Raw genomic sequence first — 16,915 nt, forward strand, 5'->3', positions numbered from 1 at the left:
AGTAGCCTGCCCTGTCTAAGGCATAAAAAACAGCGCCATCAGTGATGACGGCGCTTTTTTTACATGTTGTGTTGAAAACCTAGTCCTCGAACTCGGCTTCTTCGGCATTGGTGCGCGAAACGCGCGCCACGCGCAGGGCGTTGGTCGAGCCAGATTTGCCGAACGGCATGCCGGCAACGATGACGATATCCTGACCGGGTTCGGCGATGCCTTCGGAGCGCGCCAGCTTGGTGGCGACGGCGACGGTCTCGGTCATCGAGTGGGTGATCGGGGTCAGCACCGGATGCACGCCCCAGGTCAGGGCGAGGCGGCGGGCGGTTTCCATATTGGGCGTCAGGCCCATGATCGGCGCGGTCGGGCGTTCGCGGGCGACGCGCAACACGGTGTTGGCCGAGTTGGTCATGGCGGCGATGGCCACGGCGTCGATCGTCTGGGCCACCGAACGGGCGGCGGCGGCGATGGCGCCCGAGGTCGTCTTTTCCGGCTCCGGACGGCGGCGGTCGGTCATGGTGCGCCAGCCGTCGTCTTGTTCAACGCGGGCGACGATCCGGTCCATGATTGTGACGGCTTCGATGGGGAACTGACCGGCGGCGGTTTCGGCTGACAGCATGACGGCATCGGCGCCATCGAAGACGGCGGTGGCGACGTCGGAGGCTTCGGCGCGGGTCGGCGTCGGGGCCGAGATCATCGATTCCAGCATCTGCGTGGCCACGATCACCGGCTTGCCGGCGGCGCGTGACGCCTGCACGATACGCTTTTGCGCCAGCGGCACTTCTTCCGGCGGCAGTTCGACACCGAGATCGCCGCGGGCGACCATGACGGCATCGGACAGGCGGATGATTTCTTCGAGATTATCGAGGGCTTGCGGCTTTTCCAGCTTGGACAGCACCCAGGCGCGGCCCTTGATGATTTCCTTGGCTTCCAGCACGTCTTCCGGACGCTGCACGAACGACAGGCCGATATATTCAACGCCGCGTTCCAGGGCAAACGCCATGTCTTCGCGGTCCTTTTTCGTCAGGGCCGGGATCGGCAGCACGACGTCGGGAACATTGACGCCCTTACGATCGGACAGGCGACCGCCATTGACGACGATGGTTTCCAGATGGTCTTCGCGGACGTGGACGACGCGCAGTTTCAGCTTGCCGTCATCGAGCAGGAGGTGCGAGCCGATCTGCGCGGCGGCGATGATTTCGGGGTGGGGCAGGTTGGCGCGGGTCGAATCGCCCGGCGTCGGGTTGAGATCGAGGCGGAAGCTCTGTCCATTGTTTAGCACCACGGCGCCGCCCATGAAACGGCCAACGCGCAGCTTGGGGCCCTGAACGTCGGCCAGAATGCCGATCGGATGCTTCGACTTAGCTTCCAGTTCGCGGATCAGGTCGATGTTGCGACCGTGATCTTCGTGGCTGCCGTGCGAGAAGTTCAGCCGGAAGACGTCGGCGCCAGCCTGGAAAAGCTGCGCCAGCATCTCAGCGTTCGAGCTTGCGGGCCCTAAGGTGGCTACGATCTTGGTTTTGCGGCGACGAAGAATTTTCAAGGGGAATCTCACGGATTGAAAGCGATCAACAGCATGGGCCGGAAGCATGGCGGCTGCGTGACACGCACTGTCTTACGGGGGTATTTTTCGCGTGCGACAAAGCCTCTATTCTCCCGTGGGGTCAAGTCTAAATTTATGCTGCGCTGCAAGGTGTGACAGCGCTGTCTTGATTGGTCTTATTGGCGTTTCTGCGTTAAATTATTGTCATACTTATTCTTCGGAAGGCCTTTTAGGGCGTGTTATACAAAAAGATGCAGGGCGCTAACCGAGACGGTGTCAGTGTTTGCGACTTTTGCATCAGGGTGAGCGCGCGCAAAGTCTTGTCAGACAATTAATTTCGCGTTACCCATTCACCGTCAGGCAAATGCAGAATTGCTGCACTGCGCAATGTTTTTCATTTGCCAAGTCAGCAAAAACACGTTTTTTGCAATTTGATTTATTTAATCCGGGGAGGCAGCTTGCGGCCACCTTCACCCATAAACGCTTAACAGGCAGGTAACATGTCCGACTCTTCAGCTTCTTCCAAATCCGGCGGCGGAGGCCTAGGCCTTGCCGTGGTCTACGTGACCGTGCTCTTCTTTATCTGGGCCGTGGTCACCAATCTTCTCGATCCGCTCGTCAAGACCATGAAGACGGTGTTCACCCTGACGCCCGTTCAGTCGATGCTGACCGGCTTCGCCTTCTTCATCGCCTATTTCATCATGTCCCTGCCGTCGGCGGCCTTCCTGTCGCGCGTCGGTTACGCCAAGTCGGTCATGGTCGGCCTGGGCGGCATCGCCGCGGGTTGTTTCATCGCCATCGCGGCGGCCAACCTCCACATCTATACGGTGTTCCTGATCGCCCTGTTCACCATGGCATCGGGCGTGACCCTGCTGCAGGTCGCGGCCAATCCTTTGATCGCCTCGATGGGCAAGCCCGAAGGCTCGGCCTTCCGCCTCAACCTGTCGCAGTCGTTTAACTCGCTGGGTGCTGCCTGTGGCCTGTTCTTCGGCGCTTCCTTCCTGCTGAACGGTGACATCTTCAAGAAGGACGTCGTCATCACCGAAGAGATGAAGCAACAGGCTCTTGGCTTCGTGACCAATGTCTATCTCGCCATCGGTGTTGCCCTCGTCCTCTTTATCTTCCTGATCTTCCTCGTCCGTCAGAAGATCACCGACGCCGCTCCCAAGACCGGCCATCTGGTGTCGCCGTTCACCGCCCTGACCTCCAAGTGGGCGAACCTTGGTTCGATCGGCATCTTCCTCTACGTCGGCGCCGAAGTCGCCATTTCGCTGAACCTTCTGTTGTTCCTCGAACAATCCAAGATCCTGAACCTCGAAGCGCAATCGGCCGGTCACCTGACCACCTTCTACATGCTGTTCGCCATGATCGGTCGTTTCGCCGGTTCGGCCCTGCTGAAGTTCGTCCGTGACTACGTCATGCTGACTCTGGTGGCTGTGGGCGCCATCGCCCTGTCGCTCATCGTTATCTTCACCAAGGATATGGTGCCGACCGAGCCTACCGGAATGATTAACGTCATCCTGACCTCGGTGCCCGTCACCTCCGGCCTCATCCCGGCCTTCGCGGCCCTGCTGATCGGCCTGTTCAACTCGATCATGTTCCCGACCATCTTTACCCTGACGCTTGAGCGTTCGACCGCGCCAACCTCGGCAACGTCCGGCCTGCTCTGCATGGCTATCGCCGGTGGCGCGGTTCTGCCGCTGGCCTTTGCCAAGATCCAGGAACTGACCGGCTCGATGTCGATGGGCTTCATCGCCCCGCTGATCTGCTACGTCTACGTGCTGTGGTTCTCGTTCGCCTGTCGTAAGGCGCCGATCCATGCCATCGAAGAAGGCGTTAGTTCCGGCCACTAAACCCTGAACGGATAACCCCTGGAAGCGTCATAATCTGGCGTTTTCGGGGGTTTTCTGTTTTTATACGATTAAATAAAAACGAAATAGAATTCGGATACAGCATGCTTTACGTCGGTGTTGATTTTGGCGGAACGAAGATCGAGGCGGCAGCCCTTTCGGGCTCGGGTGAATTTCTGGCCCGCCAGCGCGATCCCAATCCTGGCAACTATGCCGATGCGCTGAAAGTGGTCTGCGACCTGATCGCCCGCGTTGAAGCCGAGGCCAAAGAAAAAGACCCCTCGCTGGCCAATCGCATCGCCACCATCGGCGTCGGCGCCCCCGGTTCCGTCAGCCCGCGCACCGGTGTGATGCGCAATGCCAACTCGACCTGGCTGAATGGCAAGACCTTCCGCGAAGACCTCGAATCCGCGCTCCAGCGTCCGGTGCGTCTGGCCAATGACGCCAACTGCCTGGCCCTCTCCGAAGCCATCGACGGCGCCGCCAAGGGCGCGCCAAACGTGTTCGCCATCATCGTCGGCACAGGGTGCGGCGGCGGTGTGGTCGTCAATGGACACCTCGTCGAAGGCGCCAATGGCCTGGCCGGCGAATGGGGACACATTCCCCTGCCATGGATGAAAGAAGGGGAGTTTCCCGGGCCGGAATGCTGGTGCGGCCACAAGGGCTGTCTGGAAATGTGGGTGTCGGGCACCGGTTTCGCGCGCGATTTCAACGCCGTCACGGGGCGTCCGCATAAGGGCGAAGAGATCATCAATGCCATGCGCGCCGGTGATGCGCAGGCCGAAGCGGCCTTTGACCGCCTGATGGATCGCCTTGGCCGCGGCATGGCGCTGATCGTCAATTCGCTCGATCCGGACGTGTTCGTCTTCGGTGGCGGGCTCAGCAATGTGCCGGAAATCTATGACCGTCTGCCCGGCAAGATCCTGCCCTATGTGTTCAGCGATGGCTGGCAGGCCAAGTTGGTTCCGGCCAAGTGGGGCGATTCGTCGGGTGTGCGCGGCGCCGCCTATCTGTGGGCGCAAGGGCACTAAATACAGAAGCTTACGGGAACGAAGATGATGAAACGGCTGGCACAAACCTCCTGTCTGATGGCCGTTTTACTGTGTTCAGCGATGCCCGTTATGGCGCAGCAAACCGTGCGCGGACCTGACGGACGTTATCATCTTGTCTTACCGGGCACAGGCAGGGCGAAGACGACCACGCCCGCCACGCCCGAATCCGCACCGGCTGCGGCTCCGGCGGCATCGGCGCTCAAACCCTACGATCCACCCGCACCACCACCGGGCCCGCCGGCCGACGTCATCGTCAATGTGAGCGGCGGCCAGTTGGGCGGCGAAGCCCTCTCCGATGGCACCTTCGCCTTCAAGGCGGTGCCGTTCGCCCGTCCGCCGGTCGGTGACCTTCGCTGGACCGCGCCGCAGGACGCCCCGGCCTGGTCGGGCGTGCGCTTCAGCAAGGAAAGCGCGCCGGGGTGTCTGCAGGCGGCCTATGGCTGGCAGGACGATATCTCTAAGCGAAGCTCGGAAGATTGCCTCTATCTCGAAATCCGCACGCCTTCGCTGAACAATGGCGCGCAAAAGCCGGTCATGGTGTTTATCCACGGCGGCGCTAACCGCGCCGGTGCGGGGGCGGGCACGATCTCTTCAAGCCTTGGCCGGCGTGATGTGGTGGTCGTCACCCTGCAATACCGGCTGGGCGTCTTCGGCTTCCTGTCGCATCCGGCGCTGACGGCCGAGCAAAATGGATCATCCGGCAATTACGCCCTGATGGACCAGATCAAGGCGCTGCAATGGCTGCGTGACAACATCGGGCGCTTTGGCGGCGATCCGGACAATGTGACGATCTTCGGCCATAGTGCCGGCGGGCAGGATGTCGGGCTGCTGATGGCCTCGCCGTTGGCGCGTGGCCTGTTCCACAAGGCGATCGCGCAAAGCGGCACGCCGCAGTTCGGCTTCGCCCCGCGCACGCTGGCGCAGAACGAAACGCTGGGCATCCAACTGGCCGAACGGTTCAGCAACGCACCTGCCTATGGCGCGAAAGCCTTGGCCGATCTGCGCCGCGCCCCGGCCATGGTGCTGCAACAGGCGGGTGACACGCTTACGCCGCCCATGGAGGATGCCGGTTTCATATGGGATCAGGCGACGGTTGATGGCCGCGTGCTGCCGAAATCACCGGCGGAGATTTTCAAGGCCGGCGAGGGGGCCAAGGTGCCGCTTATCATCGGCGTGTCGGCGCGCGAGCTTGAACTGGCGGATGTCAGGGCATCGCTCTACGGCGCCATCGCCACGCGTTTTGGCGAACAGCGCGGCAAGGTGCTGCGTTACTACAAGCTCGATGTGAAGAAGACCCCCAAGCCCGATGACCTGCTGGGCGACGTACCGCTCCAGCTCTCGACCGATATCATGCTGCGCTGTCCGGCCGACTGGATGGCGCGCCAGATCACAGCTTCCAGCGGCACGGCCTACCTTTATCAGCTCGATATCGATGCGGATCCGAAAGCCCGTGTGCACCATGGCTCCGAACTGAGTTTTGTCTTCAACGACCGCCCCAAAGGCGTCAAGGCGGATCGCTGGCCGCGTCTGATGGACTATTGGGTGCAGTTCGCCACGACCGGCGATCCGAACCGCAAGGGGCTGGATGACTGGCCGGTCTATGGCCGCAAGGGGCGCTATATCGAGTTTACCCGCAAGGGCAGCAAGGTCGAAAGCGCTATGCGCGAGGATATCTGCATGGTGCTCGACCGTCCTTAGAGCGCTTTCTGAAAGGTGTGACGCACCGCACCGGCGGCCCGCTTTTCGGATTAAAAAGCGCTTAAACCAAAAATTTTAGAGCGCCAATCTAATGGGTTTAGATCGGTGTTCTAAAATCAACTTTCTGCCATCAGGTGAGTTTTTTTCACGTCTTTGAAGGTGAATATAAACTTTTTCCGGTTTAATACGGGGTATGAACGCCCCCGACACGCATATTTCCGGCCAAATCATCGACGGTGAACACCGCCTGCTCGTGCGCATCTATTATGAAGACACCGATTTTTCCGGCATCGTCTATTACGCCAACTATCTCAAGTTTTTTGAACGCGGCCGGTCTGACTATATGCGTCTGGCCGGGGTTCACCATCATGAACTGGCGGCGCTTGAGGACCCCATCGCCTTCGCCGTCATCTCGGTCAATGTCAAATACCGCACGCCGGCGCGCATCGATGATCTGATCAGCGTCAAGACCCGCCTTATCGAGGTGCGCGGCGCCAGTTTTCTGCTGGATCAGTGGATCGAACGCAATGGCGTCATCCTGGTCGAAGGTCAGGTTCAGGTGGTCTGTATCGACATGAACGGCCATCCGAAACGTATGCCCCCGCACGTTCACAGGGTCATCAAGGCCGCCCAGGCCGTGCCACGCCCAGCCTAAAGACGGCCTAAAAGGCACTTTTACACCTCATCTGCCATAGAAATGTCGCCAATTGTCGTGCAATGTGGCGCCATTACAGATTCACTATTCCGATTAACTCTTATGGGGGATGCGATATGAGCGTCAGTTCCGCCGCCAGCTCAGCCTCTGGTACTGCTCCAAGCGCCTTGAATTTCGTCAATCTTTTCCTGCATGCCGATCTGGTGGTGCAAGCCATCATGGTGGGCCTGGCGCTGGCGTCTTTGTGGTCATGGGCCATCATCATCCAGAAAACGACGGCGCTGGGCCGCGTCAACAAGGAGGCCGATGGCTTTGAAGGCGCGCTGAATGCCGGCCGCGCCCTCGATGATATCGCCGCCACGCTGGGCACCCAACCGAAGGAAGCCTTCCAGAAGCTGCTGGTGACGGTGACTGCCGGCTGGAAGGATTACAAGGGCAAGTCGATCAGCCCCGCGCAGGGCGAACTGCTTGTCGGCCAGGTTGATCGTGAACTGAACCATGTCATCGCCACTGAAGCCGATACTCTCGAAGACGGCCTGAGCATCCTTGCGGTTATCGCCACAGCGTCGCCGTTCGTCGGCCTCTTTGGCACGGTCTGGGGCATCATGAACGCCTTCTCGGCCATCGCTTCGCAGGGCGACACCAACCTGACCACGGTGGCCCCGGCCATTTCGGAAGCCCTGTTCGCCACCGCCATGGGGCTTTTCGCCGCCATTCCGGCCTATATCGCCTTCAACCTGTTCAATGCCAAGGTGGCGCGCTTCTCGTCGCGCATGGAAGGTTTCGCCGATGAGCTTATGGTCTCGCTGACCCGCCGTCTCGGCGACAAGCTGGGGGGCTAGACCATGGCCATGGGAGGTTCCGGATCGGCGGGCGGCGGACGCCGTTCCAACCGACGCACCCGACGTCGCGCCGCGCTGTCGGAGATCAACGTCACGCCGATGGTCGACGTCATGCTCGTGCTCCTGATCATCTTCATGATCTCAGCGCCGCTGCTCAATTCGGGCATCAAGATCAATCTGCCCAAGACCGAAGCCGCCGCGCTCAAGGATGAGGGCGAGCCCATTACCGTGTCGATCGACAAGGCCGGCCAGTTCTACGTCAATGACGATGCGGCGACCTACGAACAGGTGGCCCCGCGTCTGCTGGCCATTACCCGTGGCGATACCGAAACCCAGATCTATGTCCGCGGTGCCGGGGAGGCGACCTGGGATTCGGTCGCCAAGGTGATGGGTAAACTGTCGTCATCGGGTTTCTCGAAGATCAGCCTTGTCACGGACACCATGTCAAAAAGCGGCCAGACTACGGCCAGCGAACCCGTCGCGGTGACGCAATAAGCGCATGAAGAAGTTCGGACCGTCCTTTCTGCTCTCGATCCTGCTGCACGTCGGCCTGGTTCTGCTTGCCTTTATCACCTGGCAAATGACCCCGCCGCCGCTCAAGGTGTCGTCGGTGCCGGTCACGGTCATATCCGACATGCCGAGCCGCCAGATGGCTGAAGCCCCGGTCGATGAACTGGCGGTCAAGACGCCCGAACCGATACCACAGCCGGAACCTGTGCCGCCGCAGCCGTCCCCGACGCCGCAGCCGGTGCCGACCCCGGTTCAGCCAAAGCCCGTACCCGCACCGCCGAAGCCTGTGCCGGCGCCACCCAAACCTGTCGCCAAACCGACGCCCGCGCCGCCGGACAAGAACGGCCTGAAAAAGGTCGATCCGACGCCTGTGAAGAAACCGGCCCCCGCGCAGGCCGCCAAGCCTGCGCCGGCTAAGGCGAAGCCGCAGGACGATTTCCTCAGCCGTCTGGCCGCCACGCCGTCCCAGGCGCCGACCAAGCGTCAGGCCTCGGCCTCGACGCAAAAGACGACGGGTCAGTCGGCGGTCGGTTCCGGTCCGGCCGATGCCGGTCTGAAAACCGAGATGAACGCCCTGACCCAGCGCCTCAACAAGCTGTGGCTGCTCAATTGCGACGTGCCGGGCAGCCAGGCCGTGGCGCCGGAGATTCGCTTCACACTTTCGCCCAATGGCCGTGTTATTGAGGGCCCTATCTGGGTGAACAAGCGTAATGATCCGATCTGGCAGGCCGGGGCCAATCTGGCGCTGGCGGCCGTCAGCAAGGGCCAACCCAACGCCTATCTCGACCTGCCGTCCGGTTTGTATAACCGTCCGCTCAAGATTATTTTCGATGCCCAAAAGGCCTGCCAGGGCCGCTAGTTCAGCGACCGACCGACCAAAGGAGCTACATGATGCGACTGATGAACAAGATTTTGGCGGCGGTGTCCGGCGCGCTTCTGCTGTTGTGCGTGCCCGCTTTCGCCAGCGCGCAGGATGAACTGACCGGCACCGTCGATCAGGGCAATATCCAGCCCCTGCCGATCGCCGTCGCCATCGGCGGCAACGATGCTTCCGGCGGGGATCTCGGTAACAAGATTTCCAAGGTGATCAACAGCGATCTCGAAGGCTCCGGCTATTTCGCGCCGATCAATCCGGCCGCCTTTATCCAGACCAATATGGATGTCGCGGTTCAGCCCGAATTCGCCTCTTGGAAGACGATCAACGCGCAATACCTCGCCAACGGCCGCGCCTTTGTCGATGCCGATGGCCGCTTGCAGGTCGATTTCCGCCTTTGGGACGTGTTCTCGCAGAAGCAGATGCTGGGCCAGTCGATGACCGCCACGCCGGAAAACTGGCGCCGCATCGCCCACAAGATCGCCGACGCCATCTATGAAAAACTGACGGGTCAGGAAGGCTATTTCGACACCCGCATCGTCTTCGTGGCCGAGAGCGGTTACAAGACGGCACGCGTCAAGCACCTCGCCATCATGGATCAGGATGGTGCCAATCCGTCCTATCTGCCGGTTGCCGGCAACAACACCAAGGTGATGACGCCGCGCTTCTCGGCCGACAGTCAGGAAATCGCCTATATGGCCCTGACCGCTGACAGCGCCCGCATCTATATCTACAATCTGGAAACCGGCCGTCAGGAAGCCGTGGGCCAGATCAAGGGCATGGCGTTTGCGCCGCGCTTCTCCCCCGATGGCTCTAAGCTGGCCTTCTCGGTCAGCCAGGGCGGCGCCACCCACATCTACGTCATGGACCTGCGCACCCGCGCCATGACCAAGCTGACCAGCGGTGCGGCCATCAACACCTCGCCGTCGTTCTCGGCTGATGGCGGCACTATCGCCTTTACGTCGGATCGTGGCGGCTCGCCGCAGATCTACCTGATGAACGCCTCAGGCGGCAATGTGCGCCGCATCACCTTTGGCGGCGGCTCCTACTCGACGCCGGTGTTTTCGCCCAAGGGCGACATGATCGCCTTCACCAAGCAATCGGGCGGTCGTTTCTCGATCGGCGTCATGGATGCCGGTGGCGGTAACGCCAAGCTTCTGACCTCGTCCTATCTGGAAGAGGGCCCGACCTGGGCGCCCAACGGTCGCTACATCATGTTCTTCCGCGAAACCCAGAGCGGCGTACCGTCCTTGTGGACGGTCGAGGTGTCGGGCCGCGTCGAACGTGCGGTAACCTATGCCGGCGGCGCCTCCGACCCCGCCTGGTCGCCCCGCCTCAAGTAGGTCAGGAAAAGCTAACCATAAGGACGAACTGAAAATTCATGAAATTTGAGGTAAATCCGGTCTGTTATTGAACTCAAACCCCTGGTTGGATCAAAACGGTCCATTTATATGGAAAATTCCAGACGAGGGTTTGACAAAAGTTAATAGGCATATCATCGTATCTTATGTGAGTTTTGTGCATAATCCGGTCACAAAACAGTGGGATACTTCCGCGAATATTATTGAAAAATGAGAGGACTTCTTATGACGGTAACGACCAAATCCGCCGCCAAGATCGCTTTGGCAGCCCTTATTCTGGCCTCCGTCGCGGCCTGTACCAAGAAGGAGCCCGTGGTCGACACGCCGGCGCCAACCCCTCCGCCGGTGACCAGCACCCCAACCCCACCGCCCGCCCAACCGCCGGTCGCCACTGTGCCGCTGCCGGGCATCGTTCCGGGTTCGCAACAGGATTTCGTCGTTAATGTGGGCGATCGCGTCTATTTCGACACCAATTCCTCCAGCATCCGCGCTGATGCGCAAGGCATCCTGGCAGCCCAGGCCGCCTGGCTTGTGCGCTATCCCGCCGTCAATATCCGCATCGAAGGCAATGCCGACGAACGCGGCACTCGCGAATACAACTTCGCCCTGGGCGCCCGTCGCGCGCAGGCCGTGTCTGACTTCCTGACCGGCAAGGGCGTTGTTCCCGGCCGTATCTCTACCATCTCCTATGGCAAGGAAAGCCCGATCGACGATGGTTCGGGTGAAGCATCTTGGGAAAAGAACCGTAACGCCCACACCAGCCTCACCTCTGGCGCGCAATAAGACCTCACGGTCCTGTTTTTTGATTTGAAAATCATGCCTCCTGATCGTAGGGTCAGGTGGCATGATGCGTTTTGGGGTGGTGTTTCCAGGGGCGGGCTGTCCTTGCTTCTCATCCATCATAAATATCGGTTTTTCCGTGGTCTTCTTCTGGAGGTCGCGGGTTTTCGTGTCGTGGCGTACGCCTGAGATTTTGGGGTGCCGTCGCAGGCCGCCGGAAGCCTGTCTTCCGCGCGTGCGCGGCTGCGCCACGGTTTTATCAACACATGAGGGGAGCCTTTAAATGTCTTTCAATCGATTTAACAGCGCTGTGGCTGTAGCGGCCGTCCTTGGCCTGACCTTCGCGCCGGCCTCGCAGGCGCTGGCGCAGGCCAAGGCCAGCAAAGCACAACAGACGCAAGACCAGATGATGGGGCAGATCCCGCACTGCACCACCAAGCTCGGCACCATCTCCATCGTCAATGGCGACGATCCTTCGGGCTGGACCAATTACAGCCTGGCCGCGCCGCAAAAGCTGCTCAAGGTCATCGTGCAGAAGTCGGGCTGCTTCTCGCTGGTCGATCGCGGGGCCGGCATGGATGCGGCGGCGCGTGAACGTGAGATCGGCGGTTCGCTTGGTCTGCAAAAGGGCTCCAATGTCGGCAAGGGCCAGATCAAGGCGGCTGATTTCGTGCTGGTGGCCGAGGTCGGCAGCGCCGATTCCAATACCGGCGGTGCGGGGGCGGCCGGTCTGGTCGGCGGTCTGGTCGGAGGTCGCGCCGGCGCGCTGATCGGCGGCCTGCGTACCAAGAAACTCGAATCCGACGTCGTTCTGTCCCTGACCGATGTGCGCACCTCTGAGTCCAATGCGTTTGAAGGCCATGCCGCTAAAAACGATCTGAGCTGGGGTGCCGGTGGCTTTGTCGGCTTCGGTGGCGCGGTCGGCGGCGGTTACGAAGACACCGATATTGGCAAGATCGTGAGCCAGGCCTTCATGGTGGCCTACAGCGAGATGGTCAATAATCTCGGCGGTATCGAAGTCGGCGGCAAGGCTGCGGCGCCGAGCCGCAGCTACACGGTCCGGACCGCGACCACCCTGCGCTCGGCGCCTTCGCCGACCGGCAAGGTGCTGCGCGCGCTGCCGGTCGGCCTCGTGGTCTACCCCACCGGCACCAAGGACGGCATGTATTGGGAAGTGGCCGATGATAACGACAATGTCGGCTGGGTGAAGAACGATAACCTCTCGGCCTCGCAATAAAGCCTTTCTGTCAAAACGGGAGTTTCGCCATGCGAGGCACTCGTTCGGACGCCGATCACGGTTTGTGTCTTATTTCAGCCAGACTATATTGCTAACTATACTGCAAGTGTGCTTCGATACGGCACATTCTTCAGAGTATTGTGGCGGGCAGGATTTGATCATGGGTAAGTCTTTCAAAAACACACGGCTGGGTTTCGTTGCTCGCGGCAAGGCTGTGGCCGGTCTGTCCCTTATGGCCCTGTCGCTGCCCCTCAGTGTCGTAAGCCTGACCGCCTTTACGCCCGCAGGGGCCCATGCCCAGATTTTCGACGACGAAGACGACAAGGAAATCCCCGGCCAGCAGCCCACCGACAATACGGTGTGGGACGCCAAGAAGCTGCAGAAGCTCGACCGCAATGTGCGCAAGCTCGAACGCGCCGTGTCGCGTGTCGAGAACAAGAAGGGCGCACCGCCGATCCTGATCGAGCCCGATCCCGAAGTGGTGGCATTGCAGGCCACGGTCGACAACATGTCGCGCAAGCAGGATGAGCAGACTGGCACGATCACCACCCTGATCGGGCAGATCGAGGAACTGCAACACCAGAACCAGCAACTGATCCAGCAGCTTACCAACCAGAACGCCCGCATGGACACCCTGGTCAAGCGTGCCGATCTGGCCGACGCCCACATCAAGGACATCGACGCGCAACTCGCACCGCCCCCGCCGCCGCCGGCCTCGACCGGCAATGCCGAGGGCGATTTCGAGCAGGCGTTTAACCTGATGAGTTCCGGCCAGACCGATGACGCCGGCCGCGCCTTTGAAGCCTTCACCACGGCCTGGCCGCAAGCCACGCAACTGCCGGAAGCCTGGTTCCGTCTGGGCCAGATCCGCGCCATGAAGTCCGATCCGTCGGGCGCCGTGGCGGCCTACGCCACCTCGCTCAAGGGCTGGCCAAAGACGTCATGGGCGCCGGAAGCGACCGTGAAACTGGCGCAATCCTTAAGCGACAGCAATCGCCCGACCGATGCCTGTTCGGCCCTGACGCAGTTTGACAAGGTCTACGCCAAGTCCGCCACCAGCGAGACGCGCAGCCAGGCCAAGACGCTCAAGGACAAGAACAGGTGCGGGGCGGTTTAGAGCGCGCCCGTCTGCGCTCAGACTTCACGCATTTTGCCGAACGCCTTGATGGCGACGGCCCGCTGGGGGTGGCTGTCTCCGGCGGCGGCGATTCCGTGGCCCTGCTCTATGCCCTGGCCGAATGGAACCAAAAAAATGTTAAGCGCCGACCGCTTGAGGTTTTCTGCGTCGATCATGGACTCAATCCTTTAAGCCCCCAGTGGACGCAATCGGTGGCGGATCATGCGGCGCGGGTCGGCGCCGGCTTTACCGCGCTGCATTGGCAGGGCGATAAGCCGGCCTCGGGCTTATCGGCAGCGGCGCGTCTGGCGCGTCATGCGTTGTTGGCGCAGGCGGCGAGGCAAAAAAGCACATCCGTGCTGTGCCTGGCCCATACCGCCGATGATATTGCCGAGGCTGCGGTTATGCGCAGGCAGGGCTCCAATGTTGGCGCGCCGCAGGTGTGGTCGCCATCGCCGGTCTGGCCGGAAGGGCGCGGCGTGTTTCTGTACCGGCCATTGCTCGATATTCGCCGCGAAACCCTGCGCGACTATCTGCGTGAGATCGGTGCGAGTTGGATCGACGATCCGTCGAACGACAATCCGGCATCGCTGCGGGCCCGGACGCGGAGCCTGTTGCGCGAGCAGGAGGTGCCGATCGAGGCGCGGGAAAACATCACGCCGCCGGATATGACCGGTCTTCTGCATGCGGACAACCTCGCCGCGCTCGGTATGATCGCCTTCAGGGCCGATGTGTTTTATGCCTTGCCGCCAGAGTTAGCGCTGAAACGCCTGTCGGCGGCGGCGGTCTGCGCCGGTGGCGGCGACAAGTTGCCGAAGCGCGCACGCCTGGAACATCTCTACGCGTGCCTGCCCGACGGCAAGGTCCTGACCCTGTGCGGCGCGCGTCTGCAGCAACAGGAAAATTGTATCACTATCAGCCGTGAAACGGGCGATATCGGGCGGCAAACCTCGCCCTTTCTGGATCTGGAGCCCGGCGTCGAAGCCGTCTGGGATGGCCGCTTTGCGCTTGTGGCCGCGCAGGCTATGCGCATCCTGCCATCGCAAGGCGTTCGCGTCGATCTTGACGCGGCGGACCGCAAGGCGCTGAACGCCCTGCCGGCGGCCCTGCGCGGCAGTCTGCCGGTCAGCGAAAAAGACCATCAAAAGAAACTGTTGATGCATGGCGCCCCGGCCAACACCTCTTTAACACCCGCTACCTATAACAAAACCCGTGTTACCTGTCTGGTGACGCCGCGGTTTTACGCCGCCATGGGGCAGATCACGCGGGAAAGCCATATTGACAGCGATTCATGGCCTGTGGTTTGCAATGGCGTGTAGCGAAACCCGGTTTCACATCCTATATGGGTGAATGACGTAGTGAAGACCCCGTGGAGGGGTGGCCCCGGATTCGGGCCATATTGAGGATAGACATTGGCATGAACATGCGTTCCATGGCGATTATCGGGGTTGTTCTGGCCTTCCTGATGGGCATCTACTTTTTCGTGAGCACCAATCACACAACGCTGATGCCCGAAGGCAAGAAGCCGTCTGAAATGGCGTATTCCGAGTTGCTGACACAGGTGCAAAACCGCCAGATCAAGGAAATCACCATCCATAATGATGACGCCACAGGCACGCTCGCCAATGGTAACAAGTTTCATGCGGTCATCCCTGCCTTTGACCATACTATTCTTGATGAACGCTTGGCCGCTCAGCCTGAAGTTAAGGTCACCATCCAGTCGAGCAAGCAGTCGCTCCTGATCAGCGTATTGACCACCTTGCTGCCGATTATCCTCATCATCGGCATCTGGATCTTCTTCATGCGCCAGATGCAGGGCGGCGGACGCGGCGGCGCCATGGGCTTTGGCAAGTCGAAAGCGCGCCTGCTGACCGAGCACAAGAACCGCGTCACCTTCGCGGAAGTGGCCGGTGTCGAGGAAGCCAAGGAAGATCTGCAGGAAGTCGTCGATTTCCTCAAAGACCCGTCGCGTTTCCAGAAACTGGGCGGCAAGATTCCAAAGGGCGCACTGCTCGTTGGCCCTCCGGGCACGGGTAAGACCCTGCTGGCCCGCGCCGTGGCCGGTGAAGCCGGCGTGCCCTTCTTCTCGATCTCCGGTTCGGACTTCGTTGAAATGTTCGTCGGTGTCGGCGCCTCGCGCGTCCGTGACATGTTCGAACAGGCCAAGAAGAATGCGCCGTGCATCATCTTCATCGACGAAATCGACGCCGTCGGCCGCCATCGCGGCGCCGGTCATGGCGGCGGTAACGACGAACGCGAACAGACCCTCAACCAGTTGCTGGTCGAGATGGACGGCTTCGAGGCCAATGAAGGCATCATCATGATCGCCGCCACCAACCGTCCAGACGTCCTCAATTCGGCGTTGCTGCGTCCCGGCCGTTTCGACCGCCAGGTCACGGTGCCGAATCCCGATCTGACCGGCCGCGAAGCCATCCTGCGCGTCCACATGAAGCCGGTGCCGCTGGGTGTCGATGTCGATGTCAAGGTGATCGCGCGCGGTACGCCGGGCTTCTCCGGCGCCGACCTCGCCAACCTGGTCAACGAAGCCGCCCTGATGGCCGCCCGCAAGGATCGCAAGCTGGTCACCATGCGCGATTTCGAAGACGCCAAGGACAAGGTGCTGATGGGCGCCGAACGCAAGTCCATGGCCATGAGCGAGCAGGAAAAGAAGAACACCGCCTATCACGAAGGCGGCCACGCCATCGTTGCGCTCAAGGCGCCCGAAGCGGATCCGGTCCACAAGGCCACCATCATCCCGCGTGGCCGTGCGCTCGGCATGGTGATGCAGTTGCCTGAAGGCGACCGCTATTCGCAGAACTACGTCCAGATGACCTCGCGTCTCGCCATCCTGATGGCTGGTCGCGTCGCTGAAGAAATCATCTTCGGCAAGGATCAGGTCACCTCGGGCGCGTCGTCGGATATCCAGCAGGCCACCCGTCTTGCAAAAGCGATGGTGACGCGCTGGGGCTATTCGGATGAACTGGGCTTCGTCGATTACAAGCAGGGCGAAGACGAATACGGCGCGCTCGGCCGCGATACCTCGCAAGCCACGGCCGAACTGATCGACCGCGAAGTGAAGCGTCTGGTCAAGGGTGGTTACGATGACGCCAAGCGCATCCTGACCGAAAATCTTGACGCCTTGCACAGCCTGGCCCGCACCCTGCTCGATCTCGAAACCCTGACCGGTGACGAAATCGCCAAGATTCTCAACGGTGAAGAGATCATCCGTGACGAGGAAACCGGCGTAGCGATCGAGCTGTCGTCTAATTCGGCGGTGCCTGAAACCGAAGCTGAAGCCGCCAACGAAAGCGCGCCTACCCTTGTGCCGGTTGTGGCTTAAAGCTATACGGCCCTAAACATTATGTTAAAAGCGGCGGGTGAGGGCCTCTCTCATCCGCCTTTCTT

General features: G+C 60.9%; 14 protein-coding genes. 13 read left to right on the forward strand and 1 reads right to left on the reverse strand.

The genetic code is table 11. The features are described from left to right. Positions 1-79: 79 nt before the first annotated feature. Positions 80-1,582: a pyruvate kinase gene (gene pyk, locus ABQ278_RS04055; RefSeq protein ID WP_349321329.1), complete on the reverse strand. Its 1,503-nt coding sequence runs from the start codon at positions 1,580-1,582 to the stop codon at positions 80-82. A gap of 452 nt (positions 1,583-2,034) precedes the next feature. Here pyk and ABQ278_RS04060 point away from each other — a divergent pair, with 452 nt between their 5' ends. From ABQ278_RS04060 to ftsH, 13 genes are all read left to right on the forward strand, one after another. Continuing rightward, positions 2,035-3,387, forward strand: coding sequence for a sugar MFS transporter (locus ABQ278_RS04060; protein WP_349321330.1), 1,353 nt, complete (start codon positions 2,035-2,037; stop codon positions 3,385-3,387). A 101-nt stretch (positions 3,388-3,488) separates the two neighbouring features. Then, positions 3,489-4,415, forward strand: coding sequence for an ROK family protein (locus ABQ278_RS04065; RefSeq protein ID WP_018081028.1), 927 nt, complete (start codon positions 3,489-3,491; stop codon positions 4,413-4,415). A 90-nt stretch (positions 4,416-4,505) separates the two neighbouring features. Further along, entirely contained in the window at positions 4,506-6,134 is a 1,629-nt protein-coding gene (locus ABQ278_RS04070) for a carboxylesterase family protein (RefSeq protein ID WP_349321331.1), read from the forward strand. Between the two features lie 193 nt (positions 6,135-6,327). Then, on the forward strand, positions 6,328-6,789 hold the full coding sequence (gene ybgC / locus ABQ278_RS04075; protein ID WP_349321332.1) for a tol-pal system-associated acyl-CoA thioesterase: 462 nt from the start codon (positions 6,328-6,330) through the stop codon (positions 6,787-6,789). Positions 6,790-6,905: 116 nt separating this feature from the next. Continuing rightward, positions 6,906-7,631, forward strand: a complete 726-nt coding sequence (tolQ, locus tag ABQ278_RS04080; protein ID WP_349321333.1) for a protein TolQ — start codon at positions 6,906-6,908, stop codon at positions 7,629-7,631. A 3-nt stretch (positions 7,632-7,634) separates the two neighbouring features. Next, positions 7,635-8,126 carry a biopolymer transporter ExbD gene (locus ABQ278_RS04085; protein WP_349321334.1) on the forward strand — a complete coding sequence of 164 codons (492 nt, stop codon included), beginning with the start codon at positions 7,635-7,637 and terminating at the stop codon, positions 8,124-8,126. Between the two features lie 4 nt (positions 8,127-8,130). Next, positions 8,131-9,000 (forward strand): hypothetical protein, encoded by an 870-nt coding sequence (locus tag ABQ278_RS04090; RefSeq protein WP_349321335.1) that lies wholly within the window; start codon positions 8,131-8,133, stop codon positions 8,998-9,000. Between the two features lie 32 nt (positions 9,001-9,032). Continuing rightward, positions 9,033-10,358, forward strand: coding sequence for a Tol-Pal system beta propeller repeat protein TolB (gene tolB, locus ABQ278_RS04095; protein WP_026172661.1), 1,326 nt, complete (start codon positions 9,033-9,035; stop codon positions 10,356-10,358). A 243-nt stretch (positions 10,359-10,601) separates the two neighbouring features. Further along, entirely contained in the window at positions 10,602-11,159 is a 558-nt protein-coding gene (gene pal / locus ABQ278_RS04100) for a peptidoglycan-associated lipoprotein Pal (protein ID WP_349321336.1), read from the forward strand. 280 nt (positions 11,160-11,439) lie between these two features. Next, on the forward strand, positions 11,440-12,393 hold the full coding sequence (locus ABQ278_RS04105) for a CsgG/HfaB family protein (RefSeq protein ID WP_349321337.1): 954 nt from the start codon (positions 11,440-11,442) through the stop codon (positions 12,391-12,393). A gap of 160 nt (positions 12,394-12,553) precedes the next feature. Continuing rightward, the gene (locus tag ABQ278_RS04110) at positions 12,554-13,510 is read left to right on the forward strand and encodes a tetratricopeptide repeat protein (RefSeq protein WP_349321338.1); all 957 of its coding nucleotides are present in this window, start codon (positions 12,554-12,556) and stop codon (positions 13,508-13,510) included. After that, positions 13,495-14,829 carry a tRNA lysidine(34) synthetase TilS gene (gene tilS / locus ABQ278_RS04115; protein ID WP_349321339.1) on the forward strand — a complete coding sequence of 445 codons (1,335 nt, stop codon included), beginning with the start codon at positions 13,495-13,497 and terminating at the stop codon, positions 14,827-14,829. Before ABQ278_RS04110 ends, tilS begins: the two co-directional genes overlap by 16 nt. Before the next feature lie 98 nt (positions 14,830-14,927). After that, entirely contained in the window at positions 14,928-16,850 is a 1,923-nt protein-coding gene (ftsH, locus tag ABQ278_RS04120; RefSeq protein ID WP_349321340.1) for an ATP-dependent zinc metalloprotease FtsH, read from the forward strand. The last annotated feature ends 65 nt before the right edge of the window (positions 16,851-16,915 follow it).

Source organism: Asticcacaulis sp. MM231, from assembly GCF_964186625.1.
GTDB lineage: Bacteria > Pseudomonadota > Alphaproteobacteria > Caulobacterales > Caulobacteraceae > Asticcacaulis.

Coding starts and splice junctions, on each gene's coding strand:
- ABQ278_RS04105 (WP_349321337.1), top strand. CDS start 11,440: ATGTCTTTCAATCGATTTAACAGCGCTGTGGCTGTAGCGGCCGTCCTT.
- ftsH (WP_349321340.1), top strand. CDS start 14,928: ATGAACATGCGTTCCATGGCGATTATCGGGGTTGTTCTGGCCTTCCTG.
- tolB (WP_026172661.1), top strand. CDS start 9,033: ATGCGACTGATGAACAAGATTTTGGCGGCGGTGTCCGGCGCGCTTCTG.
- ABQ278_RS04110 (WP_349321338.1), top strand. CDS start 12,554: ATGGGTAAGTCTTTCAAAAACACACGGCTGGGTTTCGTTGCTCGCGGC.
- ABQ278_RS04070 (WP_349321331.1), top strand. CDS start 4,506: ATGGCGCAGCAAACCGTGCGCGGACCTGACGGACGTTATCATCTTGTC.
- tolQ (WP_349321333.1), top strand. CDS start 6,906: ATGAGCGTCAGTTCCGCCGCCAGCTCAGCCTCTGGTACTGCTCCAAGC.
- pal (WP_349321336.1), top strand. CDS start 10,602: ATGACGGTAACGACCAAATCCGCCGCCAAGATCGCTTTGGCAGCCCTT.
- ABQ278_RS04090 (WP_349321335.1), top strand. CDS start 8,131: ATGAAGAAGTTCGGACCGTCCTTTCTGCTCTCGATCCTGCTGCACGTC.
- ABQ278_RS04065 (WP_018081028.1), top strand. CDS start 3,489: ATGCTTTACGTCGGTGTTGATTTTGGCGGAACGAAGATCGAGGCGGCA.
- ABQ278_RS04060 (WP_349321330.1), top strand. CDS start 2,035: ATGTCCGACTCTTCAGCTTCTTCCAAATCCGGCGGCGGAGGCCTAGGC.
- ybgC (WP_349321332.1), top strand. CDS start 6,328: ATGAACGCCCCCGACACGCATATTTCCGGCCAAATCATCGACGGTGAA.
- ABQ278_RS04085 (WP_349321334.1), top strand. CDS start 7,635: ATGGCCATGGGAGGTTCCGGATCGGCGGGCGGCGGACGCCGTTCCAAC.
- pyk (WP_349321329.1), bottom strand. CDS start 1,582: ATGCTTCCGGCCCATGCTGTTGATCGCTTTCAATCCGTGAGATTCCCC.